This is a genomic window from Mesorhizobium sp. WSM4815, assembly GCF_055811575.1.
In genome coordinates this window covers 157,861-182,893 of sequence record NZ_JBVVQS010000091.1, presented here as the reverse complement: position 1 = coordinate 182,893, position 25,033 = coordinate 157,861, and the positions used below count along the sequence as shown (strand labels likewise).

The window sequence follows — 25,033 nt, the reverse complement described above, 5'->3', positions numbered from 1 at the left end:
CACGTCAGGCCACGCCGAGCAGCCCCTCACCCTTACCCTCTCCCCGTGAAGGACGGGGAGAGGGGGACGCCAGCGTTGCGGCCAGTTCCCTTCTCCCCGTCACTATACGGGGAGAAGGTGCCGGCAGGCGGATGAGGGGCGGCGCGGCATGTCAAATAAACAGCCAACACCCAAATGGCTAACAATCGTCGGCATCGGCGAGGACGGTGTAGCGGGTCTCGGCGAAGAGGCCAAGCGGCTGATCGCCGAGGCGGAAGTGATCTTCGGCGGCAAGCGGCATCTGGCGCTGGTCGCTTCCCTGACCAAGGGCGAGCTGCGAGCCTGGCCGGTTCCGTTCGATGCCGACATGACTGATATCTTGGCGCTTGCCGGCCGGCGCGTCTGCGTGCTCGCCTCCGGCGACCCGTTCTTCTACGGTGTTGGCGCCACGCTCGCCCGCAAGGTGAAGCCGCAGGAGATGCAGGTCATCCCCGCCGCTTCTGCCTTCTCGCTGGCCGCCGCCCGCCTCGGCTGGGCGCTGCAGGATATCGAGACCATTTCGCTGCACGGCCGCTCGCTCGACCTGATCCGGCCGTTGCTGCATCCGGGCACCCGCATCCTTGCGCTGACCTCGGACGGCGATGCACCAGCAACGATTGCGCGCCTGCTGGCCGAACTCGGCTTCGGCGTCTCGCAGATGACGGCACTTGAGGCGCTGGGCGGCCCGAACGAAAGGCTGCGCTCGGTGCGCGCAGACGCCTTCGATCTGGAAAAGATCAATCCGCTCAACGTTCTGGCGGTCGAAGTTGACTCAACTTTGGAAGCACGCATCCTGCCGCTGACATCGGGGCTTGCCGATCATTTGTTCGAGCATGACGGCCAGATCACCAAACGCGAAGTGCGCGCCATCACCCTGTCGGCCCTCGCCCCCAGGCGCGGCGAGTTGCTGTGGGACATCGGCGCCGGCTCCGGCTCGATCGGCATCGAATGGATGCTCGCCCATCCGACGATGCGCGCCATTGCCATCGAGGCCGATCCAACCCGCGCCGCCCGCATCCGCCGCAACGGTTCCGCCTGCGGCGTGCCCGGTCTTGCCGTGGTCGATGGCTCGGCGCCGCAGGCGCTCGCCGGATTGGAGACGCCGGACGCGATCTTCATCGGCGGCGGCGGCAGCGATACCGGCGTGCTGGAAACGGCCATCGAGGCTCTGCCTTCTGGCGGCCGGCTGGTCGCCAATGCGGTGACGCTGGAGATGGAGGCGCTGCTGGTCGCCCGTCACGCGTCGCTCGGCGGCGATCTCACCCGCATCGCACTATCCCGCGCTTCGCCGGTTGGCTCGATGCAGGCCTGGCGGCCGGCCATGCCGGTCACCCAATGGAGCTGGGTCAAGCCATGATGGTCGCGGGCATCGGCAGCCGCAAAGGCGTGAGTGTGCAAGACGTTCTTGCGGCGTTAGAGGCCGCGCTGGAAGCGCATGGGCTGGCGATGACGGCCCTTTCGGCCTTGGCGACGACCGAATTCAAACGCAGCGAAGTGGCCATTTTTGCTGCCGGCCGTAAACTCGATCTCCCGGTCATAGTGGTGGATGTTGCTGGCTCTGAACCGTCGCTCCCCCTCACCCGGCCTCCGCTTCGCTCGGCCGACCTCTCCCCGAGGGGAGAGGAGATCACGCACGCTGGCGCCAGTCTCTTCTCCCCAGCGGGGAGAAGGTGGCCCGAAGGGCCGGATGAGGGGGCCGCTTTGCTCAGCCGTTCCGACCTGTCGCAGGCGCGTGCCGGCACGCCGTCGGTTTCCGAAGCCTCGGCGCTTGCTGCCGCGGGCAAAGGCGCAAAACTGCTCGGGCCGCGCATCGTGCTTGGCCCGGTCACCTGCGCCATCGCCATCAGCGGAGACGCCGCATGACCGTCCACTTCATCGGCGCCGGTCCCGGCGCAGCCGACCTCATCACCTTGCGCGGCAGCAGATTGCTGGCAAGCTGCCCGGTCTGCCTCTATGCCGGCTCGATCGTTGCCCCGGAACTGCTGCAGCACTGCGCCCCCGGCACGAAGCTGATCGACACCGCGCCGATGTCGCTCGACGAGATCGAAGCGGAATATGTGGCGGCCCACCAGGCCGGCCACGATGTCTCCCGCCTGCATTCCGGCGACCTGTCGGTGTGGAGCGCCGTCGCCGAGCAGATTCGCCGGCTGGAGAAGCACGGCATCGCCTATACGCTGACGCCGGGCGTGCCCTCCTTCGCGGCTGCCGCGGCAGCGCTTCGCCGCGAGCTGACCATTCCCGAAGTCGCGCAAAGCCTGGTGCTGACCCGCATCTCCGGCCGCGCGTCCAAAATGCCGCCTGGAGAAACGCTGGCCGGCTTCGGCCGCACCGGCGCGACGCTCGCCATCCACCTTGCCATCCACGCCATCGACCGCATCGTCGCCGAGCTGACGCCGTTCTATGGCGCCGATTGCCCGGTAGCGGTCGTCTTCCGTGCCTCCTGGCCGGACGAGCGCGTGCTGACCGGCACGCTGGCGACGATCGAGGCGCAACTGGCCGCCGATCCGATGGAGCGCACGGCCATCATCTTTGTCGGCCGCTCGCTGGCAGCGGAAAACTTTGGCGAGAGTTCACTTTACGACGCCCACTACCAGCGGCGTTTTCGCGGACGGGACGGACTGTGAACACCGGAAACAACAGCGGAAACACCACGATCGAACAGGCTTTGGCCCGGCTGAACTTCAAGCCGCGCCAGCTTGAGCCGGGCCATGTCTGGCTGGCCGGCGCCGGCCCCGGCGATCCCGGCTGCCTGACGCTGGAAGTGCTGGCCGCGCTCGGGCAGTGCGATGCCCTCGTCTACGACGCGCTGGTCTCTCCCGATGTCGTGGCAGTGGCGTCGGGCGCCGAGCTGTTTTACGCCGGCAAGCGCGGCGGCCAGCCGTCGATGAAACAGGACGACATCACCGCTTTGCTGGTGCGGCTGGCGCGCGAGGGCCGCCGCGTCGTCAGGCTGAAAGGCGGCGACCCCTATATTTTCGGCCGCGGCGGCGAAGAGGCGCTGGCGCTGGCGCGCCAAAATATCCCGTTCCGCGTGCTGTCCGGCCTGACTTCGGGCCTCAGCGCGCTTGCCGGAGCCGGCATCCCGGCCACCATGCGCGGCATCAACAAGGCGGTGATCCTGGCCACCGGCCACGCCGCCGGCACCGACGACGACCTCGACTGGAAAGCAATCGCCCGCACCGGCCAGCCGGTCGTCGTCTATATGGGCATGGCCAATCTGCCGTTGATATCAGCCTCGCTGCTTGGCGGCGGCCTGCCGCCTTCGACGCCTGCTGCAGTGATCATCGCCGCGACGACGCCGCAGGAGCGCATCGTCGTCGCCACCCTCGCCACCATTGCCGAGGAGGCGGCCGCCGCCGGGTTGACCGCGCCGGCGCTGATCGTCGTCGGCGGCATCGTCGCGATGCGCGCGGCATTGGCGGGCGAGCCATGACCCGCGCGATCATCATCGGCGCGCCGCGCTCAGGCTCGGGCAAGACCAGCGTCACCATCGGTATCTTGCGCGCGCTTGCCCGGCGCGGCCTCAAGGTGCGCGGCGCCAAATCCGGCCCCGATTATATCGACCCAGGTTTCCACACCGCCGCGACAGGCCTTTCCGGCGTCAATCTCGACAGCTGGGCGATGCCGCCTGCTTTGCTTAACGCGCTGGCCGGCGACGCAACTGAAGATGCCGATTTCATCTTCCTGGAAAGCGCCATGGGCCTGTTCGACGGGATTCCGGCTGCTCCGGGCCGCACCGGCTCGGCGGCCGATCTCGCACGGCTCTACGGCCTGCCGGTGCTGCTGGTGCTCGACGTTTCCGGACAGTCGACCACGGCGGCAGCCGTCGCCAAGGGGTTTGCCAGCTATGACCCCGATGTGCGCATGGCCGGCGTCGTGCTCAACCGGCTGGGCAGCGAGCGCCACCGCCGTCTCTGCAGCGACGCGATCGAGGCGATCGGCCTGCCGGTGGTCGGCGCGATCCTGCGCGATCCCTCGCTCAACCTGCCGGAGCGGCATCTCGGCCTCGTCCAGGCCGGCGAATACGAGAATCTGATGGCGCATCTCGACCGGCTGGCCGACATGGTCGAACGCTCGCTCGACCTCGACGCCATCATGGCGCTGGCGGCGCCATTCGCGCCCGCTTCCGGCAGTTTCGACGACGCGCTGCCACCGCCCGGACAACGCATCGCACTGGCAGAGGATGCCGCCTTCACCTTCCTCTATCCGCATGTCGCCGCGCATTGGCACAAGGCAGGGGCTGAAATCATCCGCTTCTCGCCGCTTGCCGACGAAGCGCCCGGCGAAAATTGCGATGTCTGCTGGCTGCCCGGCGGCTATCCCGAGCTTCACGCCGGCCGCCTTGCGGCGGCTGCGACGTTCAGGGCCGGCATCGAGGCGTTTTCGGCAACACGGCCGGTGCATGGCGAGTGCGGCGGCTTCATGGTCCTCGGCGAAGCGCTGGAGGACGCATCGGGCGAGACGCACGCGATGCTCGGCCTGCTCGGTCACTCGACCAGCTTTGCCAAGCGAAAGATGAACCTCGGCTACCGCGAGGCGCGGCTGCGCGCCGATTGTCCGCTGGGAGACCGAGGCGCGCTGATCCGCGGCCACGAATTCCACTATGCGCAGATGATTGCCACCGGCAGTGACGAACCGTTGGCCGACCTCGCTGACGGCCAAGGCAATCCGCTCGGCGCCTCCGGCTACCGCCGCGGCCATGTCAGCGGCACATTCTTCCATGCCATTGCGAGAGGCTAGAGCATGATCCCGAAAAGTGGGACCGGTTTTCGGAATAGATCATGCTCAAACTGCAGAACATGACACTCTCCACTCGGCAAATCCTCGACGACATCGCGCTCTGTGTCGTCTTCTTCACACGGCTGCCGCTGCCGGTCATTGATTTCCGGGACCGCAACCTTGCTGCCGCGATCTGGGCGGCGCCGGTCGCTGGCGTTGCCGTCGCGCTGATCGGCGGCTTGGTCTACGCGGTCGGGACCTGGCTCGGCCTTGCCGCCGGCCCGGCAGCAGCCCTTGCCCTTGCCGCGACCTTGCTCGCCACCGGCTGCATGCATGAAGACGGGCTTTCGGATGTCGCCGACGGCTTTGGCGGCGGCAGGACACGCGAGAAAAAACTGGAGATCATGCGCGACAGCCGCATCGGCGCCTATGGCGCCTGCGCGCTCGCCCTGTCGCTGCTTATCCGCTGGAGCGTGCTTTCGGAATTCGCCGGCCCGGCCCAGATGTCCTGGGCTCTGATTGCCGCGCATGCCGCCTCGCGCGGCTTGTTCGGCGCTTTCATGCATCTTTTGCCGGCGGCGCGCAGCGACGGCCTCTCGGTCGATGCAGGCACCGTGTCGGCCGAAACCGCCATTGCCGGCGCCGCGCTCGGCGCCGTCGCGCTGCTGGCGCTAGGGTTCGGTGGCGCGGTCGCCGCGCTTATCCTGCTCGGCCTGTTGTTTGCCGCGTTCCGCGAGCTGTGCCGCAGCCAGATCGGCGGCCAGACCGGCGATACGGTCGGCGCGCTGCAGCAGTCTGGCGAAATCGCAATCCTGCTCGTCGCTTCCGCTTCCCTTTCCTGACTCTGTTTCGGAGATTTTTGCCCCATGCCTTTCAAATCGCTTGATGAATTGCGAGCGGCCTGCCTCGATCTGCCTGCCGGCAGCGAAGCCGCGGCAAATGCTGTCGCCCGCCGCCAGGACACGCTGACCAAGCCGCAAGGCAGCCTTGGCCGATTGGAAGCCATAGCCGCATGGCTGGCCCGCTGGCAGGGCCGCGACATGCCGCAGCTCGACCGCGTCAAAGTGTTCGTCTTTGCCGGCAACCACGGCGTCACCGCACAGGGGGTGTCGGCCTTCCCGTCGGAGGTCACCGTGCAGATGGTGGCGAATTTCGCCGGCGGCGGCGCCGCCATCAACCAGCTCGCCCGCATTGCCGGTGCGGAGCTCGATGTCATTCCGCTCGACCTCGATTATCCGACCGGCGATTTCACGCAAGTGCCGGCAATGGACGGCGAAGCCTTCTTCGCCGCCGTCTCGGCCGGCTACGGCGCGGTGACCAAAGACCTCGACCTCGTCTGTTTCGGCGAAATGGGCATCGGCAACACCACGCCGGCGGCAGCCATCTCGGCCGCTTTGTTCGGTGGCGGCGCGGAAAAATGGACCGGGCGCGGCACCGGCGTCGACGATGCCGGCCTGGTGCGCAAGATCACCGCCATCGAGGCCGGCCTCAAGCGCCACGCCGAAGCCCTTGCCGACCCGCTGGGGATCGCGGCAGCACTCGGCGGGCGCGAACTCGCCGCCATTTTCGGTGCGACGCTGGCCGCGCGCCATTCAGGCGTGCCGGTGCTGCTCGATGGCTTCGTCTGCACCGCCGCCGCCGCGCCCTTGGCAAGATTGCACCCCTCCGGTCTCGCCCACACGCTTGCCGCCCATGTCTCGGCCGAATCCGGCCATCGCCGGCTGCTCGAAGCGCTCGGCCTGCCGCCGCTGCTCGACCTCGGCATGCGGCTCGGCGAAGGGTCCGGCGCCTGCCTCGCCGTCAACATCGTCCGCTCCGCGCTCGAATGCCATGCCCGCATGGCAAGCTTTGCCGAGGCCGGTGTTTCAGAGAGGTAATCTCGTCAACCTCGAATCAAGTCTTGCCCTGGGGAACCTGGTCGGCCCGAGCACGTTGTGGCCGGTCAGCCCGGGTTACGCATGCAACAGCTTTTTCAGGAATTCGGTCATCCGACCTACGTCCCGTTTCCCGTTATTGCGGCGAGGCTTCTGCTGGCATCGATCTTCGGTGCGGCGATCGGCTTCGAACGCGAATGGCGAAATCGGCCTGCCGGGCTTCGCACCCATATCCTGGTCTGCGTGGCGGCGGCTACCTTCGGTATTCTGACGATTGAAATTATTCACGCGCCGATGTTTCAGCAGGATTCCGTAAGGGTCGATCCGATTCGCGTTGTCGAAGCGGTCACCGCCGGCGTCGCGTTCCTTGCTGCCGGAACGATTTTGTTTTCGAAGGGCGAGGTTCACGGGCTGACGACCGGGGCTGGCATGTGGCTCTCCGGGGCAATCGGCGTGGCCTGCGGGCTCGGTCTGTGGCAAGTGGCGGCACTCGGCACGCTTTTGGTGCTGGTCGCGGCAGGCCTTCTCTACAGTTTTGCCCACAAGTCCGGTATTGGCGAGAACGCCGGACCAGAAAAGCCCATGTCGGAAGAAGACGTGTCCAAGCCCCCCAAAGGCTGAGGTTGCAACTGGAACCGACCGCGAATTGGAATCCAACCGACAGGATTGGAAACCACTATGTTCGCACTCTTTCCAGGTAGCGAAAAAGCAAGTAATATCAACGGATTAAGTGGTAGGTGCGACAGGGATCGAACCTGTGACCCGCTGATTAAGAGTTAGCGGTGTTTTTTCGGGCTAAGTGCCTGATTTCGCACATAAATCCTTGAAGAGCCTCGTATTTCCGATCGCCAAAAGAGCGTCAAAGTCGGAAATAGCGGGTGTGTTCGGCAACACGATGCCGAACACACCTCACGATCAATGTCCCGCCAGGCATTCCTCGATCATGCGGATTGCTTCAAGTCGGGACGGCCTGTCCATGGAGGGCCATGGTTGCTGAAGCGCTTTCGCAGCGTCGGCTATCGACGCGATTACGATCGATTTGTGATTCAGTGAGATTGTAATTGGAATGAACGCCGTCATTTTTGTCGCTCGCCAAGGATTGAAGGCGGTTAAACGCGAAGACATGGCGGTGGTTGCATCATCGTGAATTCAGAGCGCCGATGCCCGAAGCCATTGAGGCTGAACAGGCCCTTGCTAGGGGCTGGACGTCCGAAGAGCCTTGGTCGTTTTTCCATGAACGAGAGAGGCCCGCGCCCCCACGGAGGGTAAGGACGCGGCCTGATCGGAATGGGACACCGATCTCGAATTACAGGAGATGCTGCAGGAGGCGAACGTGCGCCAGCCACTTACCGCCCCAGCGCTTGTTTCGAAGCCGACAGAAGTTCTTCCTCCTCCACCACTCCGGCCATGTAATTGGCAATAATTCGGGACGCGAGCGACTCGCGCTGTTGTTCCGATTGGCCGTCAACCTTCAACCGATTGAACACGCGGCCAAGTAGCGCCAGCTCGGACGGGTTGAAAACACCCGAATCCTCTTCTCTTCCACGAATCGGCATGACAAACCCCCTTCGCCCAGAGATTTTTCGTGCAGCATTACTATACACCAAAAAACCGCACCCCGTTGCAGAATCGCAGACGCGAGAAATGACAGAAACTCTCCGTAGGACTTCGACAGGTTCAGGCCATTGAAGCTCGTTATTGAGTACCAACCAGACGGTAGCGGAAATGATTGCGGATGTGATCGTTGAAGAAGCGGCCCTTCGCGAAGGCGGCTTTGAACGCGGCGAAAGTCTCCGGCGGCACGTCCTCAAACTGGTAGCATTTACCGCTGGCCACGAACCACACCGAGAGGGTTCTGCGTTCCGGATCGTATTCCGTTTTGCGTATCGAGGTGGACGGCATGACGTTCACGCCTTGGTTCGGCGCCGGAAGCGCCCCGCTGGATCCTACCACAGCAGTTTAGAAGGCCGGTCAGTCAATGGGGGTATGTAGGGCAGCTAAGGGGTTTCGTCCCGCCCCGCCTTACCAATCGCCTCCAGCAACGAAGCTAGGGTTGGGGTCAGCTCTGGTTCGACCTTCAGCCCAAACAGCTTGTTTACGTGGCGACGATTGTCTTCGGTACCGATCAACTCCCGAACGGCCTCGGCAAGGGTCTTATGCCCGTCTCTGTCACGCTTTGCCATGTCTGCAGGAGTCCCCGACAGTGGCGCAGCAACTCGCGGGTCACGGAATGGTTCCGTTAGGGATCAGGAATGTGTGCAGCTGAGGGTTCTCGTCAGCCAATTCTACCCTCGTCGCTCAAGCTCCTCCTGAAGCTCCACGGCTAACGCGACAAGCCTCGGTGGCAAAGTTTGTTTGTCGTCCAATCTTAGTAGACCGCGTAGCTTCCGACGATAGTCTTCCGACCTGATCAGCTCTCGGAAGGCATGGTCCTTATCTTGTGTTGCCATAACAATCACCTTTTGTACGCAACTCTTTGATTGCTGAAGAGTTCCGCAAAGGGTCGAAATGTTAGCTGCAGTATCATTCGTGAAGGCCGCAGGCACCGAACTGTGCCTCCAACCAAGTGATCCATATGAAACAAAAAACCCGCCGCACAGGAGAGCGACGGGTCGACCAAGCGATCACCGAGCACGGGGTGTGTTAGGGATTTGCCCGGTTCGCGGATCGTGAAAAATCATAGGGTGCCGCCTGTGTCGCGTCTACCAACCCGCGGTTGGAAGGATTTACCCGACAGCTAGCTTTTACCAGGGATTCGACTGCCAGCTGCCTACCGCCCCAGCGGCAGTCTGGAAGCCGAAAAAAGTTCTTGCTCGTCCACGACTCCGGCCATGTAATTGGCAATAATTCGGGATGCGAGCGTTTCGCGTTCTTGTTCCGATTTTTCGTCAACCTTCAAGCGATCGAACACGCGGCCAAGTAGAGCGAGCTCGGAAGGATCGAAAATAGCGGCAGCTTCGGCTTTTCGATGAATCGGCAATAAACCAGCCTCCTTAACGACACGATTCCTTGATCAGATTTTTGCAAAACAATCAGAAAAACGCCTCGGTGCCAATACGGAGGGACTGGACGTCCGAAGAGCCTTGATCGTTGGTTCCATGGAAGCCCGCGCCCCACGGAGGGAGGGAGGGAGGACGCGAAGGGCGCGGGCTGATCGGAGGTGCAATCCGATCTCGCAGCATGTCTGCACAGGAGATGCTGCACGGGCCGAACTTTCAGCCCATTCCATTGTTCCGCAGGAAGATAAAAAATACCGCCTCAAGCGAGCTATCGGGGAGTCGAGCTTGCCAAGACGAGATGGATAGGCGCACGTTCAGCTTGAGGTACGGCTTTCTGTTCCCTGCGCTGCTTTCCAATGTGGACGGCTCGCCCTCGACGCATTCATTAAGCCCGGAAGAGCATCCCGCCGGGCTTCGATATCCGATATCACAATCAGCCGCCGTTAGCAGGTGCTGCGGGAGCGGGTGTGGCCGGAGCGGGTGCGGCCGGCTCTGCCGGAGCGGGCGTGGCTGGCGCTTCGACCTTGGGCGCGTCAACCTTTACATCAACGTCCTTTCCGTCGCCCCCGCCCTGGATGTTGATAACGCCAGTGAACAACAGCAGGATCACGATTGCGAGAATCGCGAGAACGACGGCGACAGCCGTGCCGCCATTTCCGCCTGAGTGAACAACCGTTGGGCGGTCAGCCATGGCTATCTCTCCTATCTCTGAATTATCACTGGTCGGCAAATGGGACCGGTGGTACTTAGTTCCGCCACAGGGCTATGGTCCCACATGCGGTAAGACTGAAGTTCCTTGCGTCATAGACAGAGGGCTGAGGCTGGCAACCAAGACCTTACCACTGCATTGGTCTTGGGCCGCCGAGTAAAGTCCCTTCATCGGTGGTTCACTGGGTGCCGGCTGTTTGTCCCCCCTCGGCGGGCACCCGACATTAATAGCGGAAAGAACTGTGACCCTTATCCAGAGCAGACAGAATGTTGATGAGGTCGCAAGCCGACCCGCAAATGACAATCAAACTCCTAACCCAACAGATTTCTCGGTGATTGATCTCATTTCGTCGAGCGACGACGAGGTCGCTGCACTCGTCAGGCGAACGGAGCGCCTGGCCCTTGCCGTTATTATACTAATGGCGATCTTCCTGATCCTTGCACCGGTGGTCTTCATTGTCATGAGGTATGGGATCTGAGATATCCCGCTCCTCGTTTGGCAAGACCATCATCTGCCGTCCCTGACGCAAGGGAGTATCTAAGGGGTCATCTTCAACCAAGGATTCGCTCCAGATGACCTCCCTCCAAATTGCTTACCTTATGATTGCCCTCTCCTACCTCCTCGCGGTGATGGCACTGGGGCCGATGCATTGACCGCTCAGGCTTTAATTGCATCACGAAATGTTCATGTTCTGTTCGAGCCGGCGAAAGTATGGATTGGGTCATCTTCAGGAAAGGAATCAAAACCCGGATGACCTCTCTCCAGATCGCCTACATGATGATCGCTCCATCTTACCTCGCCGCCGTGATGGCGCTATATTCCTCCCACTAGGGCCGCGCACAGCAGCAAGCATTGCGCCGCCCACACACTTTGGGGCGGCGCGCATGGCTCTACGGTTGAGGCGGCGGCTTTGGCCGAGCAGCTACCGCTGGGCTCGCCTTTTGAATCGCCGGCAGCGGGCGTCAGCCCTTTCCAGATAATCCCGAAACTTTGCGGGCCTCCCTCCAGTCACATTCAGGCCGAGCACAAAGACCTCTGCACCTTTGGCCGTCGTAAGGCATCCGACGAAGCCTTCGGCATTCGGAAACTCGCCGAAAACCAAAAGCCTGTGGGATGACCCGTCCGTGTTGTCGCTGAGGGCGAACTCCCGAGAATAGCTTTTCATAAGCACAACGCTCCTTCTTCATCCGGGATTTTGAAGAGGGGTTGCCGGGGAACTCGGACCAATCCTATAGTGCGGATTAGCCGAGTCAATGCGTTCCACGCCGAGCTGGGCCCGCCCTTACTAAACCATTACTAGATCGAGAAAGGACATTGGAAAGGGAGGACCACCAATCCTCGCAAAGCCTTGTGCTGCTTGGGCTTGCGAGTGGTGGGTGCGACAGGGATCGAACCTGTGACCCGCTGATTAAGAGTCAGCTGCTCTACCAACTGAGCTACGCACCCACTCGCCGGTAAAACCAGCGTCGGCGGGCATATAGCCGCCGCCATCCGCCATGTCCAGCCCTGCCGGATTCATTTCCCGACAAATCGGCTCGAGCCGATCGCGGTCAGACGAACAGCTTGCCTTCCGCCACCTTGACGGCATGGCCGCCGATGCGGGCGGAGGCCAGTTTGCCGCCTTCGACATTCAGTTCGAGGCGGATGCGCGAAGGCCGCCCCATCTCCAGCCCTTGTTCGATCCAACGCTGGGAAACACCCTCTCTCGGACCGTCGAAATGCATGATCGCGCCGGCGAAGGCGGCGGCCGCCGAACCGGTCGCCGGATCTTCATAGGATGGATTGCCCGGCACGATCATGCGGACATGGAAGGCGCTGTCGTGGTTCACCGTCTCGCGGCAATAGACATACGGGCTGGCGAGGGCCCAATCGCTCTTGCGGGGCGCCAGTTCCGACCACGCCTGGTTGTCCAGCCTTATCCGGGCCGCCGCCTCCAGATCGGCGACCGGAATGGTCACGTAGGGCACGCCGGCCGACCAGAACGAGACGCGGTGGTTTTCGAAGCCGACTTCGTGCGGCCCCAGGCCAAGTGCCGCCCCGATCGCTTCCGGGTCGGCGGACAATTCCAGCCGCTCCGGCAGCTTGGCCAGGTCGAACTCGGCAAAGATGGCGCCATCGTGCTTGCTGACGGCGCAGCGCACCGGGCCGATGTTTTCCTCCAGCACGAAGATGCCGGCAGTGTCGCCATCGCCAGCCATTTCGGCAAGCGCAATCGCAGCGCCCACCGTCGGATGGCCGGCGAACGGCATCTCATAGTCGGGCGTGAAGATGCGGATGCGGGCGCGGTGCTTGGGATTGTCGGGCGGCAGCACGAAAACGGTTTCCGACAGGTTGAACTCGCCCGCGATAGCCTGCATCGCGGCAGTGTCCAGTCCCTTGCTGTCAAGCACGACGGCCAGCGGATTGCCGCCCAGCCGCTCGGTGGTGAACACGTCGTAAAGTAAGTAATTCCGGGTCAGCATTGTAGAAAGCCTTCTGCCTCAATCCCAACAGGGGCCCAAACATGGGCGAAATTTAATTTGATATTTGAACCATTCGGCCTGATCAGTGCACCGGTTGGGACATCACTGGTATTATAGGGGTCCGGCGTGGACCAGATTGTCAATCTGCCAAAGACGGAATCCACTTCCGACATAAAGACGGCACTCGGGCTCGACCGCCTGGGTCTGAAGAAGAAACGGCGTCGGGGCTGGCTTTATGGCCTGCTTGTCCTGGTCGTCGTCGCCGCAAGCCTGGCGGGGTACCAATGGTATGCCGCGTCTCCCGCCAAGATCGACTATACCACTGTGCCGGCCGTTGTCGCCGATCTCACGGTCGGAGTATCGGCGACCGGCACGCTGCAGCCGCTCACCCAAGTCGATATTTCGAGCGAACTGTCCGGCGTCGTCCGCTCGGTCGCGGTCAACGAGAACCAGCAGGTGAAGAAGGGCGATGTGCTGGCGGCGCTCGATACGGCCAAGCTGGAGGTGCAGATCGAGCGCGCCGAGGCTTCCGCCAAGGCGGCGGCTGCCAATGTCGAGACCGCCATCGTAACCCTCACCGAAAACGAAAGGGCGGTTGTGCGCGCGGCGGCGCTCACCAAGCGCGGCATGGCGACGGACCAGTCGCTTGAAGCGGCGACAGCGACGCGCGACCGCTCAAAGGCAGCGCTCGACAGCGCCAAAGCCAATCTGGCCATCGCCAATGCCGATCTCAAGGCGCAGCAGACGGACTTCGCCAAAAGCACCATCTATGCGCCGATCGACGGCATCGTTCTGACGCGCTCGGTCGATCCCGGCCAGACGGTTGCCTCCTCGCTGCAAGCGCCGGTGCTGTTCGTCATCGCCGCCGACCTCAGGAACATGGAGTTGAAGGCAGCGGTCGAGGAGGCCGACATCGGCGCGGTCAAGCCCGGCCAGCATGCCCGCTTCACCGTCGACGCCTTTCCCGAGCGGCCGTTCGATGCCGAGATCCGCGACATCTCCTATGCTTCGGTCACCACCGACGGCGTCGTCACCTACGACGCGCGGTTCGAGGTCGACAACAACGAGCTACTGTTGCGGCCTGGCATGACTGCCACCGTTTCGGTCGTCACCAGAGAGGCAAAAGGCGTGCTCACCGTACCGTCGACGGCTTTCCGCTACCGGCCGGCGGCATCTGGTGCCCGAGCGTGGAGCCTGAGCGACCTGTTCACGGGCCGTATGGGCCGTCCACGCGGCAACCGCCAGCGCCAGGCGACGGCGCAGCCCACCGACGGCTCGCGCACGCTCTACGTGCTGGAGAATGGTCGGCCCCGGCCGGTCAACGTCAAAGTCGGCTCCACCGATGGCGAGCTGACCGAGATCACCTCCGGTCTCGCAGAAGGTGCGCAAGTCATCACCGCAGTTCAGCAGCGGAGCTGAAATCATGTCAGGCTCGCTGCTCATCACCTTCGACAAGGTCTGGAAGAGCTATGGCCAGGGCGAGGCCACGGTGCATGCGCTGGCTGGCGTCGATCTTGCCATCCGCAGCGGTGAATTCGTCGCCATCATGGGCCCGTCCGGCTCGGGCAAGTCGACGGCGATGAACATCATCGGCTGCCTCGACACACCGACGGCCGGAACCTACAGCTTCATGGGCATCGACGCCGGCCGTCTCGACCGCAACCGCCGCGCCATGCTGCGCAATCTCTATGTCGGCTTCGTTTTCCAGGGCTACAATCTCCTGCCGCGCACCACCGCGGTAGAGAATGTCGAACTGCCGCTGATCTATCGCGGCGTCGCCGCCCGCGAGCGTCACGACCTCGCCATGAAGGCGCTGGCCGAGGTCGGCCTTGTCGGCCGCGAGCACCACACGCCGGCCGAGCTCTCCGGCGGCCAGCAGCAGCGCGTGGCGATCGCACGCGCCATCGTCACCAGGCCGACGCTGCTCGTCGCCGACGAGCCGACCGGCAATCTCGACACCGCACGTACGCACGAGATCATGGAGCTGCTGACGCGGCTGAACACCGAGCTTGGCCTGACCATCGCCATGGTCACCCACGAGGCCGATGTCGCTGCTTATGCCGAGCGCACAATTCGCTTCCTCGACGGCCACGTCGCCTCCGATGCCATGAACCTTGAGGTGGTGTAACCATGATCTGGGAAACCGTCCGCCTCTCGCTGCTTTCAGTGCGCCGCAACGTGCTGCGCTCGTTTCTGACGCTGCTCGGCATCGTCATCGGCGTTGCCGCCGTCATCGCCATGCTCACCATCGGCTCGGGCACCACCGAAAAGGTAAAGGCCGACATTTCCAAGCTCGGCAGCAATTTGCTCGTTGTCCGCCCCGGCCGCCCGGCCGGGCCCGGCGGACCGGGAGGGCTCGACCAGGCCACACGTCCGCTCGGCAGCAAGGAACTTGCCGCGCTTGTCGCACATTTGAGCGGCGCCCGCGCCATCTCGCCCGCCTCGCAAAAGCAGGTCCGCGTCATCTTCGGCACCGAAAGCCTGACGTCGGGTGTCACCGGCACCGACAGCGCCTATCTCGATGCGCGCGACTGGAAGCTGATCTCGGGCCGACCGTTCAGCGATTCGGAAATCCGCTCGGGCACCGGCGTCTGCCTGATCGGCGAAACCGTGCGCCAGCAGTTCTTCGGCGCCGGCGACCCCGAAGGCGAGATCATTCGCGTCAACCGCACCTCGTGCAAGATCATCGGCCTGCTCGAGCCAAAAGGCTATACCGGCTTCGGCCAGGACCAGGACAATGTCGTGCTGATGCCGCTCGCCGCCTACCAGCGCCGCATCGCCGGCAACCGCGACATCGACTCGATCTACGTCGCCGCCGACGACAGGACGGCGACCACCGAGCTGCTGCCGCGGGTCGAGGACATCTTGCGCGATGCACGCCGCATCCCGCCGGACCGCGAAGACGACTTCTCGATACGCGACATGACCCAGATCGCCGACGCCATGGCGAGCGCCACCACGACGATGACCGGCATGCTGGGCGCGGTCGCCGGCGTCAGCCTGTTGGTCGGCGGCATCGGCATCATGAACATCATGCTGGTGTCGGTCACCGAGCGCACCCGCGAGATCGGCATAAGGCTGGCCATCGGCGCGCATGAAAAGCACATCCTCATCCAGTTCCTGGTCGAGGCGACCGTGCTGTCGCTGCTCGGCGGCATCATCGGCATCCTGATCGGCCTGGCGCTGGCCGGCCTCGCCTCGCTGACGCTGGCGATCCCGTTTGCGCCAAGCCCGGCGGTGATCCTGCTCGCCGTCGGGTTCTCGGCGCTGATCGGCATGGTGTTCGGCTTCTTCCCGGCGCTGCGCGGCGCGCGGCTCGATCCGATCGACGCGCTGAGGCATGAATAGCGCGGCGCAGCGTGCGTCGCCTTCAGATGTCCCCAAAATTTTGGCGCGGCCGTCGCCCTGCCCCTGTCGCGGAACAGCCCGCGGTGCTAGCAATCGCCTTGGGGATATGGGGGAATAGTGGGATGAGCAAGAAAGAGCGAGTGGCTTTGGTGACGGTGATCATCGAGGCCGCATTGGCGGGCTTTTGGTGGTATTTGGCCAGCTATGGCATGGCCAACCCCGATCATGTCACCGCCGACTTCCAGCAGGTTGTCGGTCAGACGATCGGAACTGCGATGGGTGCGCTGCTGGGTATCGGCGTCATGCTGTTTTTCGTCGCCGCCCGCAACGACCGCAAAACCATCGAGAACAAAATGCGTCGTTAACCCCTGTCGGCAAACTCCTGTCGACAAACTATCCCTTGCCGGCAAAATGCCACTCGATCAGTGGCTTCATGTGCGGCATCAGCCCGTCCGGCAGGTCATCGGCACTGCGGATGATGACAGGCCCGTCGATTTCCGGCTCTGCCTCGGTGGCGACAAAGGCACTGATGCGCTGCACGATCTCGTCGGCGGATGCAGTCTCGCGATAGCGGCGAAAGATCACCGTGCCGGTTGCCGTCGACAGGGCATAGTAGCGCCTGCCGCGCGCCGCGCCGGCAAGGTCGAGGCCGGTTTCTTCCCGCACCTCGCGGATCATGTTGAAGTCGACATCGACAAGGCCGTCGCGGAAATCGGTTGGCTCGAACGAGCCGGCGGCGAAGTAGACGCGACCGGCATTGACGGTGTGCGACGCCATGCGGATCGCCACCAGCGCATTGTCGCCGGCGACCAGCATGGCATGGGCATAGGCGTGCTCGGCCCCCGCCACCTGGCGATTGCCGCGCCAAAGCATGAAGGTCGAGTAGCGCACCGCATGGCAGCGGCCGACGAGGCTGCTGTCGCGATAGCGGAGCGCCGAAAGCAGCACCACGGTGCCGTCGAACAGCGCCGGGTTGGCCGCGGTCTCGCGCCGCCAATTCTCGGCGATCGCTTGCGCATTGTCGCGTTCGAACGGATGCGGGCCGGGGTCGAGCCTGACGTCGACGGCGTCGACCGGAAGGATGATGTTGCGCGGCAGGTCGAAGCTCAACGAAAACGATCCTCAGGTCATTTCAAGGGTGATCGCCACAGGACAGTGGTCCGACGCCTTCGGCCGGTCCCAGCCGCAACGCGGAAACCGGTCCACCTCCTGGCCTGCCGGAAAGATCGTGCGCCAGGGCTGGCCGTTGCGGATGATGTCGGGAACGGCGGTCGCGTTCCTGGCTGCCAGTGCCTTCGACAACAGGATGTAGTCGAGCTGGCACAGATGCCGCTCCTGCGGCCCGCGCGTATGGTACAAGGTCCAGCGATCCATCTCCGGGCGCCGCTCGACCGCATTCTCGCAAAAGCCGCCGGCGGTGAGCACGTTGAGGCAGGACTGGCTCTCGTCGATCACCTCGAAGCGGTAGCCGTCAAAGGCGTCGCCGGAGATCTTCACGCGCTGCCGATAGTCGTTCATGTCGCCGCAGATCGCCCAGTATTTGTCGGCGGCGTGGTCCCCACCGAAACGCTCCTCGATGATCCGGCGCACCGCTTGCGCCTCGGCGATGCGCAGCGGCATCGTCGCCTGGCGCCCGTCGAGACCGTTGCGGGGCGCGCCCATCGACTTGAAATGCACCAGATAGAGCGTCAGCGGCACGCCACCGACGGTCAGGTCGATTTCCAGGCAGTCGCGCCGGAAGATGCGCTGGTTGGCCTGATGCCCGAACGCTGCCAGCTCCGGCGTGTGCAGGCCGAACTGCTCGAACGTGACATAGGCGTGGCTTGTCATGCGCACGAATTCGATCGGCTGGCCCTGCGCGGTCTCGTTGCGCATCATCACGGCGACGTCGATGCCGCGCGAATCATTGCCGGCGGTGGTGTATTTCTGGCGGTAGCCATGCCCGACCATCCTGAACAGATAGCCGTGTTCGAAAGCCTTCAGCGCCTCGATATTGTCGACCTCCTGCATGCAGATGATGTCGGCGCGGCTGGCGGCGATGGCCAATGCCGTCAGCTGCCGCGTATCGTCGGATTGCGCGATCGCCCGCGCCTGCTCCAGCATCTTGTATTCGGCCTCGCTCTGGATGTCGAACAGCGCCAGCGTGCGATCCTCGTTGAGCTGGTTGCGGTATCCGGAAAAATCGAACCTGTTCATCAGGTTTTCGACATTGAAGGTGGCGAGGCGCAGCGACATGGCGGTGACCTTTGCCCACAAGCGCGGCCGAAAACAAGGGCCCGCCCTGCCGGTCATGGTTGACGAAACCTTTCCGTTCATCCTCCGTTCAGGCGCGAAGCTGCATGAATGACATTCTTCATCGCCGGGCGTGGGGCCTGAGATCTCTTGGAGAGTGCAATGAACCCGCTCTTTTCTTTTTCTGTCAGATCCGGGCTGCTGGCTCTGGGTCTGATGGCCGGCCTGTCGGCCCCCGCGTTCGCCGGGCCGATTGCCAAACCCGTGCTGCCGATGCCGGCCAACGCCGTCGCCCCCGAGATTGTGCCTGTCCGCGAAAGCTGGGCCGGCGGCAACGACAGGCGGAGCGAATGGCGCTGGCGCAATCGGCACGGCGGCCGGGAGTGGCGCGGTGGCAATGAACGGAGATGGCGCGGTCGCGACGAAGCCTGGAGATGGCGTGATCACGACGACCGGCGCTGGCGCCACCGTCGTCATCACCGCCGTCACTTCAATGATTCCGCGATCTATTTCGGCCTGGGTCTCGGGCTGCCCGCCTACAACTATTATAGTGGGCCGAGCTATTATGAGCCGCGCTACTACCCGCCTCGGCATCAGTATCGCACGGAGCGGCTTTCCAGTGCCCATGTCCGCTGGTGCTACGACCGCTACCGGTCCTATCGCGCCTGGGACAACACGTTCCAGCCCTATGGCGGTCCGCGCCAGCAGTGCTGGTCGCCCTATAGCTGAGTGGTGCGACTGATGAACTCCAACGGCGCCGCTCGCTCGCGGCGCCGTTTTTCATCTGACTTCTTCTGAAGCCCTTTGCGTCCTTTTCTGCGCGACGATAACGCTATGTTTATCAGGCGGGCCTAATTATCCTGCCGATCGCACCAGGGATTATGCGCGATGGCTGAAGACGAACACAGGGACAAACACAGGCAGCGCGTCTTCAAGGGCGCGACGATCCTGACCGGCATGACCAATTCCGAGGTCACGTGCACGGTCCGCAACATGCATGACGGCGGCGCCGAACTGAAGGTCTCGATCGACGCTCGCGTGCCCGACGAGTTCCTGCTCTATGTGCCGACCGACGGCATCGCCTACAAGGCAGTGGTCCGCTGGCGCCGCGAGGACCGCATCGGCGTGATGTTCACCGGCACCGAGCCAAAGCCCCACTGGCACTACGGCTAGATCCCCTGAACGGCATTCTCCACACGGCCTTTGTATAAAAAAAGCCGGCGGAGCGCTCCGCCGGCTTTTTTGTGCAATGATAAAGTGCGGATTTCGGTCAGTTCTTGGCCTTGTCGACCAGCTTGTTCTTCGAAATCCACGGCATCATCGCGCGCAGCTTGGCGCCGACTTCCTCGATCTGATGGCTGTCGTTGTTGCGGCGGATGCCCTTGAAGCGCGACATGCCGGCGCGATACTCCTGCATCCATTCCGAGGTGAACTTGCCGGTCTGGATATCCTTCAGCACGCGCTTCATCTCGGCCTTGGTCTCGGCGGTGATGATGCGCGGGCCCGAAACATATTCGCCCCATTCGGCGGTGTTCGAGATCGAGTAGTTCATGTTGGCGATGCCGCCTTCATAGATCAGGTCGACGATCAGCTTGACCTCGTGCAGGCACTCGAAATAGGCCATTTCCGGCGCGTAGCCGGCTTCCACCAGCGTCTCGAAGCCAGCGCGGATCAGCTCGACCAGACCGCCGCACAGCACCACCTGCTCGCCAAACAGGTCGGTCTCGCATTCCTCGCGGAAATTGGTCTCGATGATGCCCGAACGGCCGCCGCCGACGCCGCAGGCATAGGACAGAGCGAGATCAAGCGCATTGCCCGAAGCGTCCTGGTTGACCGCGACCAGGCACGGCACGCCGCCGCCCTTCTGGTATTCGCCGCGCACCGTGTGGCCGGGTCCCTTCGGCGCGATCATGACGACGTCGACCGAGGCCTTCGGCTCGATCAGGCCAAAGTGCACGTTGAGGCCGTGGGCGAAGGCGATCGCCGCGCCATCGCGAATGTTCGGCGCGATCTCGGATTTATAGATGTCGGCCTGCAGCTCGTCCGGCGTCGCCATCATCATCAGGTCGGCCCATTTGGCGGCGTCCGCCACGCTCATCACCTTGAGCCCATCGGCCTCGACTTTTTGGGCGGTCGCCGAGCCGGCCTTGAGACCGATGGCGATTTCCCCAACGCCAGAATCCTTGAGATTGAGCGCATGCGCCCGGCCCTGGCTGCCATAGCCGATGATGGCGACCTTCTTGCCCTTGATCAGGTTGAGATCGGCGTCGCGATCGTAATAGACACGCATTTTTCTTCCTTCCCGTTTTTGAATTCAGAGCATAATGCCGAAAAGTGTGAAGCGGTTTTCGGACGACATCATGCTCTATCTCTTTGATTTAGAGCCGGATTCAGATTTCAGTTCGACTTGACCTGAAATCATCCGGCTCTAGGGGCCTTGCGGCCCGGTTTTTGCTCCGTAAAGAGCGAGAAACTGCTGCGTCGCCCGGACGGCATCGCCGCCGATCGCTGCATCAGTCAATTTTAGCTGGTCGCCGAGCAGCAGGCGGATCTGCACGTCGCGGGCGACCAGCCCGAAAAAGGTTCGGAATGCCTCTTCGGCATCCGAGAACTCGAGAAGCCCGGCCTGCCGACCGGCCTCCAGCACCGGCTTCAGGCGCCGGGCCAGCGCGAATCGCCCGTTCTCCAGCACGATGGCGCCAAGATCGTCGTTCCCCGACCCGGCACGGCCAATGGCGACGCGGTTCAGCGCGATCGATGTGTCGCTCGAAATCACCTTGAGCCAGTCCGAAGCGAAACGTGCGAGGCTCACCGTCAGCGAAGCAAGGTTAAGCCCCTTGCCGTCGACCGGCACCACCCGCACCTTGGAGGCCTGCCATTGAACAATTGCCGTCAACAGCCCGTCGCGATCGCCGAACCATTTGTAGAGCGTTTCCTTGGAACAGCTTGCCCGCCGCGCCACCGCGGTCATGGTCAACTGATCGCCCTCCTCGACCAGCAGCCGAAGTGCGGCGTCGAGCACGGCTTTCTGCCGCTCGGTCAGCGCTTCGCTGGTGTCGATGTCGACGCTTGCCTGAAACAAACTCTTTTCCTGCTCGATGACGGCGGCGGCCGGTGCCGTACCGTACGTTACGGTTCGGCGCGTCTATGACGTATTGTCGGACCCGGGGCAAGCCCTATCTCCGCTTTTTGACACTTCCAGGCCGGAACGGCCACCGCTCGTACGGCCACCGCTCGTACGGCTTATCGCGGAGAGAAAAATGCTCGTCGGCCTGCTTGCATTGACTGTTGCCGCCGCTTTCGCGGGCGCCGCCATCTATATCAGCGTTGCCGAGCAACCGGCGCGGCTTCGCCTCGACGACCGTGCACTGCTGCAGGAATGGCAGCCTTCCTACAAGCGCGGCGCCGCCATGCAGGCGTCGATTGCCGTCGTCGCCTGTGTTCTTGGTGTCGTTGCCTGGTGGCAGACCGGCAGTCTCGCCTATCTCACGGGGGCGGTGCTGATCATCCTGCCATGGCCATGGACGCTGATCGTAATGATGCCGAAAAACCGGTTGCTGGAGGCGATGGACGCGGCCGCCGTCAATCCGCAGGCGCGGGCGCTGATCGTCAAATGGGGCAATCTGCATCTGGTTCGCGTCATGCTTGGCGTGCTGGCGGCACTGGCATTCCTCCGGGGAAGTGTCTGACGTCGCTGCAACGATCTTCGGCGCCAGCCGGACCACATCACTCCGGCATCGCCGGATGACGCAGCCGCCCGAGCAGAGCCGACAAGGTTTCCAGGTCGTCATCGGAGAGCCTGGCGCCGACCAGCTCGGCGATCGATCGCCCGTAGACGGCCCACATCCGGCGGCGCATCTCGCGCCCCTTGCCGGTGATGCGGACCGTCTGTCCGCGACCGTCATCGGCAACCCTGAGCTTCTCGACCAGCCCGTCCGCTTCGAGCCGCGCCAGCAGCCGCGAGACGTTGTACTGCGCAAACAGGGTGCGCTCGATCAGCTGGAACGGCCGCAAGCCGCCCTCGCCGGCTTCGGCAAGCTCATGCAGCACGTCGTACCAGGCAAGCGGCGGCAAGCCGGCGTCCTTCAGCGCGTCTTCGGCTCGTTCCAGCAGCTGGCGCGAGACGCGCATCAGGCGCGCCCAGGCTTTGATGGCCGCCGGCGAGGGATTCTCCGTCATAATGCAGCATAGGCGATAGATGCAATTGCATCAAGCTTGCCAATGGATGCAAATGCATCTATATAGATGCAACTGCATTTATATCGGAAGGCACTGCCATGAAACATGAAATCTGCGAGATCGTCGACATTCCGGAGACGGGCGGCCTGGTGACCGACAAGCTCGTTCTCGTCAGCCACCACCTTTGTCCCTATGTGCAGCGCGCGGCGATCTCGCTCTGCGAAAAGGACGTGCCGTTCGAACGCCTCACCATCGATCTCGCCAAAAAACCGGCCTGGTTCAAGGCGATATCGCCGCTCGGCAAGGTACCGCTGCTGCGCGTGCAGCAGGACGGCGAGGCAACCGTGATCTTCGAATCGGCGGTCATCCTCGAATTTCTCGAGGAAACGCTGGCCAACCCGCTGCATCCTGCCGACCCGCTGGCCCGCGCCCGGCATCGCGCCTGGATCGAGTTCGGCTCGGCCATTCTCAACGCCATTGGTCGGTTCTATTCCGCTCCGACAGAGGCCGCCTTCCTTGCCGAAAACGAAGCTCTGTCGGCAATGTTCGATCGTCTCGAAATAGAACTGGCGGCTGGCCGGGCTGGGCCATGGTTTGCTGGCGAGCGCTTTTCACTGGTCGATGCAGTCTATGGGCCAGTCTTCCGCTATTTCGACGCCTTCGATCGGATCGGCGCGTTCGGCATCCTGAGCGGAAAGCCGCGTGTCGAGGCCTGGCGAAAGCGATTGCACGAACGCAAGTCGGTGAAGGACGCCGTCACCCCGGACTATCCACAGCGCCTTCATGCATTCCTGCAAGCGAAGGGTTCGCACCTTTCGAAACTCATCCGCCACCGCGAGGCGGCCACTGCGCTTCCTTGATACCGATCCGCCTGAACGGATCGACCACGGTTCCAGCCACCATCGCGGCAAGGATGTTTGGCGCCGGCGGGATTTTTGCCACCGACGCCACCAGCCTGTCGCGGACGAACGGCATCACGGTCGAATCCGACTGGTAGAACGGCGTCAGCATCAGCGACAGCGCCTGAAAGACCCGGACATGCCATCGCCGCGCCCGGACATAGACCTCCAGCGCCGTATCGACACGAGCCGTTCCTATGAGCGCATAGTTGAGCGCCGCCGCGTCGAGCAGCGCCATGTTCGCCCCTTGCCCGAGCTGCGGCTGGTCGAGTGCGCCGCGTCGCCGATGACCGCCCATCGCCGTCCGGCCGGCACCTTGAGCGTGTGGTGGCCGTAGCGCGCCAGCGAAAGCTGATCGAAACTGTCGATCTGACGCGTGAACGCCTCGCATTCGGGCCACAGTCGAACCAGCCTCGCCTTCCAGGCGTCGAGGCCTGTCGCCCTGACCTGCTCTGCGTCCGCCGGCTTCAGGCTCCAGAAGAATGCCGCCATCTTCTCGGCGCCCGGTTCCGGCCTGCCGATCGGCAGCACGCCGATCATCACGCTCGCCCTGTCGTAGCGCTGCAGCAGCGCGTGCTCGTCGAAACCGTTCGCCGGTTTCCAGCGTCTCGAGCTCGACGCCGGTTTCGATGGTGATCGCCTCGCGCCGGACGGCGCCGAAAAGCACGCCGAACAAGGCCGCCCGGTGCACCGCCAGCCCGAAACGACTTCGGCGCTGCGCAGCATAGCGGACGTCGAGCACGTTGCGGCCGGTTTTCGCGTCGGCGCCATGCAGGCGGTCGATGCGGCTGCCCAGCGCCAGGATGTCGTCGAGCACACCAAGATCGGCAAGCACCGTCAGCCCGGTCGGCTGCAGGATCAGCCCGGACCCGACCGGCTTTGGCTCGTCGAAGCGCTCGAAGATGGTGACCCGATGTCCGGCACGCTTCAGATAGAGCGCCGCGGCCAGCCCGGCCGGCCCGGCGCCGGCAATCGCGATGTCCAGAGAAATGCCCATTGCCGCCGAATCGTCTCGCCCAAGCCGGACAGTCCTTCAGCGCTATCGGCAAATCAAGCCGTCGCTCCTGGTATCGATGAGTCAGGTCTCGGCAGCGTCGAAAGCGTTCCGCGCAGCGCGCACCGCGCCATGATTGAGCTCGGCCCATTGGAGCAGCTGATGCAGGGGCCCGAACATCGAGCGTCCGAGATCGGTCAGACTGTATTCGACGCTCGGCGGCTTGGTCGGGAAGACCTCGCGATGGACATAACCGTCGCGCTGCAGATCGTGCAGCGTCTGGGTGAGCATGCGCTGGGAAATGTCGGGCACCAGCCGCCGCAATTCGCCGAACCGGTACGGCTTCTCGGCCAGCGCCATCATCAGCAGCGAACTCCATTTGTTGCTGATGCCCTGGATCACGTCGCGCACCGGACAGTCGGCAATGTTGCCGCCGCCGCTGCCCGCTTTGTAAATCTCGAGTTTCGATCTCAGACTGATGATCTTGCTGTCCATCGCTGGTTCCCTGCGCCTGCCTACCTCCCGCAAAACTGCCTTCTTTACGAGGGTCGGTCAATTCCTATTTTAGTGCTGGTCTCTTTTTGAGACTTATATAAGCAC

At 63.3% G+C, this 25,033-nt stretch carries 30 protein-coding genes, 1 tRNA gene and 1 pseudogene; 17 read left to right on the top strand and 15 right to left on the bottom strand.

What is annotated here, in order from left to right; genetic code table 11:
• Positions 1-148: 148 nt before the first annotated feature.
• The 8 genes from cbiE to AC0L2B_RS14225 all read left to right on the top strand — a co-directional run bounded on the left by cbiE (position 149) and on the right by AC0L2B_RS14225 (position 7,232).
• Positions 149-1,375, top strand: a complete 1,227-nt coding sequence (gene cbiE / locus AC0L2B_RS14260; RefSeq protein ID WP_473745783.1) for a precorrin-6y C5,15-methyltransferase (decarboxylating) subunit CbiE — start codon at positions 149-151, stop codon at positions 1,373-1,375.
• Positions 1,372-1,881, top strand: a complete 510-nt coding sequence (locus AC0L2B_RS14255) for a cobalamin biosynthesis protein (protein WP_473745782.1) — start codon at positions 1,372-1,374, stop codon at positions 1,879-1,881. The genes cbiE and AC0L2B_RS14255 overlap by 4 nt, the downstream gene beginning before the upstream one ends.
• A complete protein-coding gene (gene cobM / locus AC0L2B_RS14250) occupies positions 1,878-2,642 on the top strand; it encodes a precorrin-4 C(11)-methyltransferase (protein ID WP_128180434.1) in 765 nt (254 codons plus the stop codon). The genes AC0L2B_RS14255 and cobM overlap by 4 nt, the downstream gene beginning before the upstream one ends.
• Positions 2,639-3,451, top strand: coding sequence for a uroporphyrinogen-III C-methyltransferase (cobA, locus tag AC0L2B_RS14245; RefSeq protein ID WP_473745780.1), 813 nt, complete (start codon positions 2,639-2,641; stop codon positions 3,449-3,451). Before cobM ends, cobA begins: the two co-directional genes overlap by 4 nt.
• On the top strand, positions 3,448-4,758 hold the full coding sequence (locus tag AC0L2B_RS14240) for a cobyrinate a,c-diamide synthase (RefSeq protein ID WP_473745779.1): 1,311 nt from the start codon (positions 3,448-3,450) through the stop codon (positions 4,756-4,758). Before cobA ends, AC0L2B_RS14240 begins: the two co-directional genes overlap by 4 nt.
• 41 nt (positions 4,759-4,799) lie before the next feature.
• Entirely contained in the window at positions 4,800-5,579 is a 780-nt protein-coding gene (gene cobS, locus AC0L2B_RS14235; protein WP_473745778.1) for an adenosylcobinamide-GDP ribazoletransferase, read from the top strand.
• A 24-nt stretch (positions 5,580-5,603) separates the two neighbouring features.
• Positions 5,604-6,614, top strand: a complete 1,011-nt coding sequence (gene cobT, locus AC0L2B_RS14230) for a nicotinate-nucleotide--dimethylbenzimidazole phosphoribosyltransferase (protein WP_473745777.1) — start codon at positions 5,604-5,606, stop codon at positions 6,612-6,614.
• A gap of 81 nt (positions 6,615-6,695) precedes the next feature.
• Positions 6,696-7,232, top strand: coding sequence for an MgtC/SapB family protein (locus AC0L2B_RS14225; protein ID WP_128173903.1), 537 nt, complete (start codon positions 6,696-6,698; stop codon positions 7,230-7,232).
• Between the two features lie 294 nt (positions 7,233-7,526).
• Here AC0L2B_RS14225 and AC0L2B_RS14220 read toward each other — a convergent pair whose 3' ends face one another.
• The 6 genes from AC0L2B_RS14220 to AC0L2B_RS14195 all read right to left on the bottom strand — a co-directional run bounded on the left by AC0L2B_RS14220 (position 7,527) and on the right by AC0L2B_RS14195 (position 10,301).
• Positions 7,527-7,691, bottom strand: coding sequence for a DUF982 domain-containing protein (locus AC0L2B_RS14220; RefSeq protein WP_473745776.1), 165 nt, complete (start codon positions 7,689-7,691; stop codon positions 7,527-7,529).
• Positions 7,692-7,957: 266 nt separating this feature from the next.
• Complete coding sequence (locus tag AC0L2B_RS14215; protein ID WP_473745775.1) at positions 7,958-8,167, bottom strand: hypothetical protein; 210 nt, start codon at positions 8,165-8,167, stop codon at positions 7,958-7,960.
• Positions 8,168-8,306: 139 nt separating this feature from the next.
• Positions 8,307-8,513 carry a KTSC domain-containing protein gene (locus AC0L2B_RS14210; protein WP_473745774.1) on the bottom strand — a complete coding sequence of 69 codons (207 nt, stop codon included), beginning with the start codon at positions 8,511-8,513 and terminating at the stop codon, positions 8,307-8,309.
• 95 nt (positions 8,514-8,608) lie between these two features.
• Positions 8,609-8,794: a hypothetical protein gene (locus AC0L2B_RS14205; protein ID WP_473745773.1), complete on the bottom strand. Its 186-nt coding sequence runs from the start codon at positions 8,792-8,794 to the stop codon at positions 8,609-8,611.
• 587 nt (positions 8,795-9,381) lie between these two features.
• Positions 9,382-9,591 carry a hypothetical protein gene (locus tag AC0L2B_RS14200; RefSeq protein WP_473745772.1) on the bottom strand — a complete coding sequence of 70 codons (210 nt, stop codon included), beginning with the start codon at positions 9,589-9,591 and terminating at the stop codon, positions 9,382-9,384.
• A 452-nt stretch (positions 9,592-10,043) separates the two neighbouring features.
• Entirely contained in the window at positions 10,044-10,301 is a 258-nt protein-coding gene (locus tag AC0L2B_RS14195; RefSeq protein ID WP_473745771.1) for a hypothetical protein, read from the bottom strand.
• Between the two features lie 259 nt (positions 10,302-10,560).
• Here AC0L2B_RS14195 and AC0L2B_RS14190 point away from each other — a divergent pair, with 259 nt between their 5' ends.
• Positions 10,561-10,797: a hypothetical protein gene (locus tag AC0L2B_RS14190; protein WP_473745770.1), complete on the top strand. Its 237-nt coding sequence runs from the start codon at positions 10,561-10,563 to the stop codon at positions 10,795-10,797.
• 892 nt (positions 10,798-11,689) lie between these two features.
• On the opposite strand, the gene AC0L2B_RS14185 is transcribed toward AC0L2B_RS14190, so the two are convergent.
• A tRNA-Lys gene (locus tag AC0L2B_RS14185) sits at positions 11,690-11,765 on the bottom strand.
• Positions 11,766-11,869: 104 nt separating this feature from the next.
• Positions 11,870-12,781 (bottom strand): PhzF family phenazine biosynthesis protein, encoded by a 912-nt coding sequence (locus AC0L2B_RS14180; RefSeq protein ID WP_473745768.1) that lies wholly within the window; start codon positions 12,779-12,781, stop codon positions 11,870-11,872.
• A gap of 126 nt (positions 12,782-12,907) precedes the next feature.
• Between AC0L2B_RS14180 and AC0L2B_RS14175 the strand changes: the two genes are divergently transcribed.
• From AC0L2B_RS14175 to AC0L2B_RS14160, 4 genes are all read left to right on the top strand, one after another.
• A complete protein-coding gene (locus tag AC0L2B_RS14175; RefSeq protein ID WP_473745766.1) occupies positions 12,908-14,200 on the top strand; it encodes an efflux RND transporter periplasmic adaptor subunit in 1,293 nt (430 codons plus the stop codon).
• A gap of 4 nt (positions 14,201-14,204) precedes the next feature.
• Entirely contained in the window at positions 14,205-14,909 is a 705-nt protein-coding gene (locus AC0L2B_RS14170) for an ABC transporter ATP-binding protein (RefSeq protein WP_287138178.1), read from the top strand.
• 2 nt (positions 14,910-14,911) lie between these two features.
• The gene (locus AC0L2B_RS14165) at positions 14,912-16,129 is read left to right on the top strand and encodes an ABC transporter permease (protein WP_473745765.1); all 1,218 of its coding nucleotides are present in this window, start codon (positions 14,912-14,914) and stop codon (positions 16,127-16,129) included.
• Positions 16,130-16,251: 122 nt separating this feature from the next.
• Entirely contained in the window at positions 16,252-16,494 is a 243-nt protein-coding gene (locus AC0L2B_RS14160; protein WP_473745764.1) for a hypothetical protein, read from the top strand.
• 28 nt (positions 16,495-16,522) lie between these two features.
• On the opposite strand, the gene AC0L2B_RS14155 is transcribed toward AC0L2B_RS14160, so the two are convergent.
• Both AC0L2B_RS14155 and AC0L2B_RS14150 read right to left on the bottom strand, forming a co-directional pair.
• A complete protein-coding gene (locus tag AC0L2B_RS14155; protein WP_473745763.1) occupies positions 16,523-17,239 on the bottom strand; it encodes a hypothetical protein in 717 nt (238 codons plus the stop codon).
• Positions 17,240-17,251: 12 nt separating this feature from the next.
• Positions 17,252-18,364 carry an endonuclease/exonuclease/phosphatase family protein gene (locus AC0L2B_RS14150; RefSeq protein ID WP_473745762.1) on the bottom strand — a complete coding sequence of 371 codons (1,113 nt, stop codon included), beginning with the start codon at positions 18,362-18,364 and terminating at the stop codon, positions 17,252-17,254.
• A gap of 159 nt (positions 18,365-18,523) precedes the next feature.
• On the opposite strand from AC0L2B_RS14150, the gene AC0L2B_RS14145 reads away from it, so the two are divergent.
• The gene (locus AC0L2B_RS14145) at positions 18,524-19,090 is read left to right on the top strand and encodes a BA14K family protein (RefSeq protein WP_473745761.1); all 567 of its coding nucleotides are present in this window, start codon (positions 18,524-18,526) and stop codon (positions 19,088-19,090) included.
• Positions 19,091-19,249: 159 nt separating this feature from the next.
• On the top strand, positions 19,250-19,534 hold the full coding sequence (locus AC0L2B_RS14140) for a PilZ domain-containing protein (RefSeq protein WP_473745760.1): 285 nt from the start codon (positions 19,250-19,252) through the stop codon (positions 19,532-19,534).
• Positions 19,535-19,631: 97 nt separating this feature from the next.
• Here the strand turns inward: AC0L2B_RS14140 and ilvC are convergent, their stop codons facing one another.
• Both ilvC and AC0L2B_RS14130 read right to left on the bottom strand, forming a co-directional pair.
• Positions 19,632-20,651, bottom strand: coding sequence for a ketol-acid reductoisomerase (gene ilvC / locus AC0L2B_RS14135; RefSeq protein WP_023798824.1), 1,020 nt, complete (start codon positions 20,649-20,651; stop codon positions 19,632-19,634).
• Between the two features lie 138 nt (positions 20,652-20,789).
• A complete protein-coding gene (locus AC0L2B_RS14130) occupies positions 20,790-21,443 on the bottom strand; it encodes a TetR/AcrR family transcriptional regulator (RefSeq protein WP_473745758.1) in 654 nt (217 codons plus the stop codon).
• Positions 21,444-21,621: 178 nt separating this feature from the next.
• On the opposite strand from AC0L2B_RS14130, the gene AC0L2B_RS14125 reads away from it, so the two are divergent.
• Positions 21,622-22,050, top strand: coding sequence for an anthrone oxygenase family protein (locus AC0L2B_RS14125; RefSeq protein ID WP_473745757.1), 429 nt, complete (start codon positions 21,622-21,624; stop codon positions 22,048-22,050).
• Positions 22,051-22,087: 37 nt separating this feature from the next.
• On the opposite strand, the gene AC0L2B_RS14120 is transcribed toward AC0L2B_RS14125, so the two are convergent.
• Entirely contained in the window at positions 22,088-22,540 is a 453-nt protein-coding gene (locus AC0L2B_RS14120) for a MarR family winged helix-turn-helix transcriptional regulator (RefSeq protein ID WP_473745755.1), read from the bottom strand.
• A 98-nt stretch (positions 22,541-22,638) separates the two neighbouring features.
• On the opposite strand from AC0L2B_RS14120, the gene AC0L2B_RS14115 reads away from it, so the two are divergent.
• Entirely contained in the window at positions 22,639-23,400 is a 762-nt protein-coding gene (locus AC0L2B_RS14115) for a glutathione S-transferase family protein (protein ID WP_473745754.1), read from the top strand.
• On the opposite strand, the pseudogene AC0L2B_RS14110 reads toward AC0L2B_RS14115, so the two are convergent.
• Positions 23,363-24,436: pseudogene (locus AC0L2B_RS14110) on the bottom strand (FAD-dependent oxidoreductase). The gene AC0L2B_RS14115 and the pseudogene AC0L2B_RS14110 overlap by 38 nt on opposite strands.
• 81 nt (positions 24,437-24,517) lie before the next feature.
• Positions 24,518-24,928 carry a winged helix-turn-helix transcriptional regulator gene (locus tag AC0L2B_RS14105; protein ID WP_473745753.1) on the bottom strand — a complete coding sequence of 137 codons (411 nt, stop codon included), beginning with the start codon at positions 24,926-24,928 and terminating at the stop codon, positions 24,518-24,520.
• Between the last annotated feature and the right edge of the window lie 105 nt (positions 24,929-25,033).

Excerpts from the sequence above, each read along its gene's own strand:
- cobM (WP_128180434.1), top strand. The coding sequence starts at position 1,878 with ATGACCGTCCACTTCATCGGCGCCGGTCCCGGCGCAGCCGACCTCATC.
- AC0L2B_RS14215 (WP_473745775.1), bottom strand. The coding sequence starts at position 8,167 with ATGCCGATTCGTGGAAGAGAAGAGGATTCGGGTGTTTTCAACCCGTCC.
- AC0L2B_RS14125 (WP_473745757.1), top strand. The coding sequence starts at position 21,622 with ATGCTCGTCGGCCTGCTTGCATTGACTGTTGCCGCCGCTTTCGCGGGC.
- AC0L2B_RS14105 (WP_473745753.1), bottom strand. The coding sequence starts at position 24,928 with ATGGACAGCAAGATCATCAGTCTGAGATCGAAACTCGAGATTTACAAA.
- AC0L2B_RS14140 (WP_473745760.1), top strand. The coding sequence starts at position 19,250 with ATGGCTGAAGACGAACACAGGGACAAACACAGGCAGCGCGTCTTCAAG.
- AC0L2B_RS14150 (WP_473745762.1), bottom strand. The coding sequence starts at position 18,364 with ATGTCGCTGCGCCTCGCCACCTTCAATGTCGAAAACCTGATGAACAGG.
- AC0L2B_RS14225 (WP_128173903.1), top strand. The coding sequence starts at position 6,696 with ATGCAACAGCTTTTTCAGGAATTCGGTCATCCGACCTACGTCCCGTTT.
- AC0L2B_RS14165 (WP_473745765.1), top strand. The coding sequence starts at position 14,912 with ATGATCTGGGAAACCGTCCGCCTCTCGCTGCTTTCAGTGCGCCGCAAC.
- AC0L2B_RS14170 (WP_287138178.1), top strand. The coding sequence starts at position 14,205 with ATGTCAGGCTCGCTGCTCATCACCTTCGACAAGGTCTGGAAGAGCTAT.
- AC0L2B_RS14240 (WP_473745779.1), top strand. The coding sequence starts at position 3,448 with ATGACCCGCGCGATCATCATCGGCGCGCCGCGCTCAGGCTCGGGCAAG.
- cbiE (WP_473745783.1), top strand. The coding sequence starts at position 149 with ATGTCAAATAAACAGCCAACACCCAAATGGCTAACAATCGTCGGCATC.
- AC0L2B_RS14205 (WP_473745773.1), bottom strand. The coding sequence starts at position 8,794 with ATGGCAAAGCGTGACAGAGACGGGCATAAGACCCTTGCCGAGGCCGTT.
- cobT (WP_473745777.1), top strand. The coding sequence starts at position 5,604 with ATGCCTTTCAAATCGCTTGATGAATTGCGAGCGGCCTGCCTCGATCTG.
- ilvC (WP_023798824.1), bottom strand. The coding sequence starts at position 20,651 with ATGCGTGTCTATTACGATCGCGACGCCGATCTCAACCTGATCAAGGGC.
- AC0L2B_RS14115 (WP_473745754.1), top strand. The coding sequence starts at position 22,639 with ATGAAACATGAAATCTGCGAGATCGTCGACATTCCGGAGACGGGCGGC.
- AC0L2B_RS14255 (WP_473745782.1), top strand. The coding sequence starts at position 1,372 with ATGATGGTCGCGGGCATCGGCAGCCGCAAAGGCGTGAGTGTGCAAGAC.
- cobS (WP_473745778.1), top strand. The coding sequence starts at position 4,800 with ATGCTCAAACTGCAGAACATGACACTCTCCACTCGGCAAATCCTCGAC.
- AC0L2B_RS14210 (WP_473745774.1), bottom strand. The coding sequence starts at position 8,513 with ATGCCGTCCACCTCGATACGCAAAACGGAATACGATCCGGAACGCAGA.
- AC0L2B_RS14195 (WP_473745771.1), bottom strand. The coding sequence starts at position 10,301 with ATGGCTGACCGCCCAACGGTTGTTCACTCAGGCGGAAATGGCGGCACG.
- AC0L2B_RS14120 (WP_473745755.1), bottom strand. The coding sequence starts at position 22,540 with ATGACGGAGAATCCCTCGCCGGCGGCCATCAAAGCCTGGGCGCGCCTG.
- AC0L2B_RS14180 (WP_473745768.1), bottom strand. The coding sequence starts at position 12,781 with ATGCTGACCCGGAATTACTTACTTTACGACGTGTTCACCACCGAGCGG.
- AC0L2B_RS14145 (WP_473745761.1), top strand. The coding sequence starts at position 18,524 with ATGAACCCGCTCTTTTCTTTTTCTGTCAGATCCGGGCTGCTGGCTCTG.
- AC0L2B_RS14220 (WP_473745776.1), bottom strand. The coding sequence starts at position 7,691 with ATGACGGCGTTCATTCCAATTACAATCTCACTGAATCACAAATCGATC.
- AC0L2B_RS14160 (WP_473745764.1), top strand. The coding sequence starts at position 16,252 with ATGAGCAAGAAAGAGCGAGTGGCTTTGGTGACGGTGATCATCGAGGCC.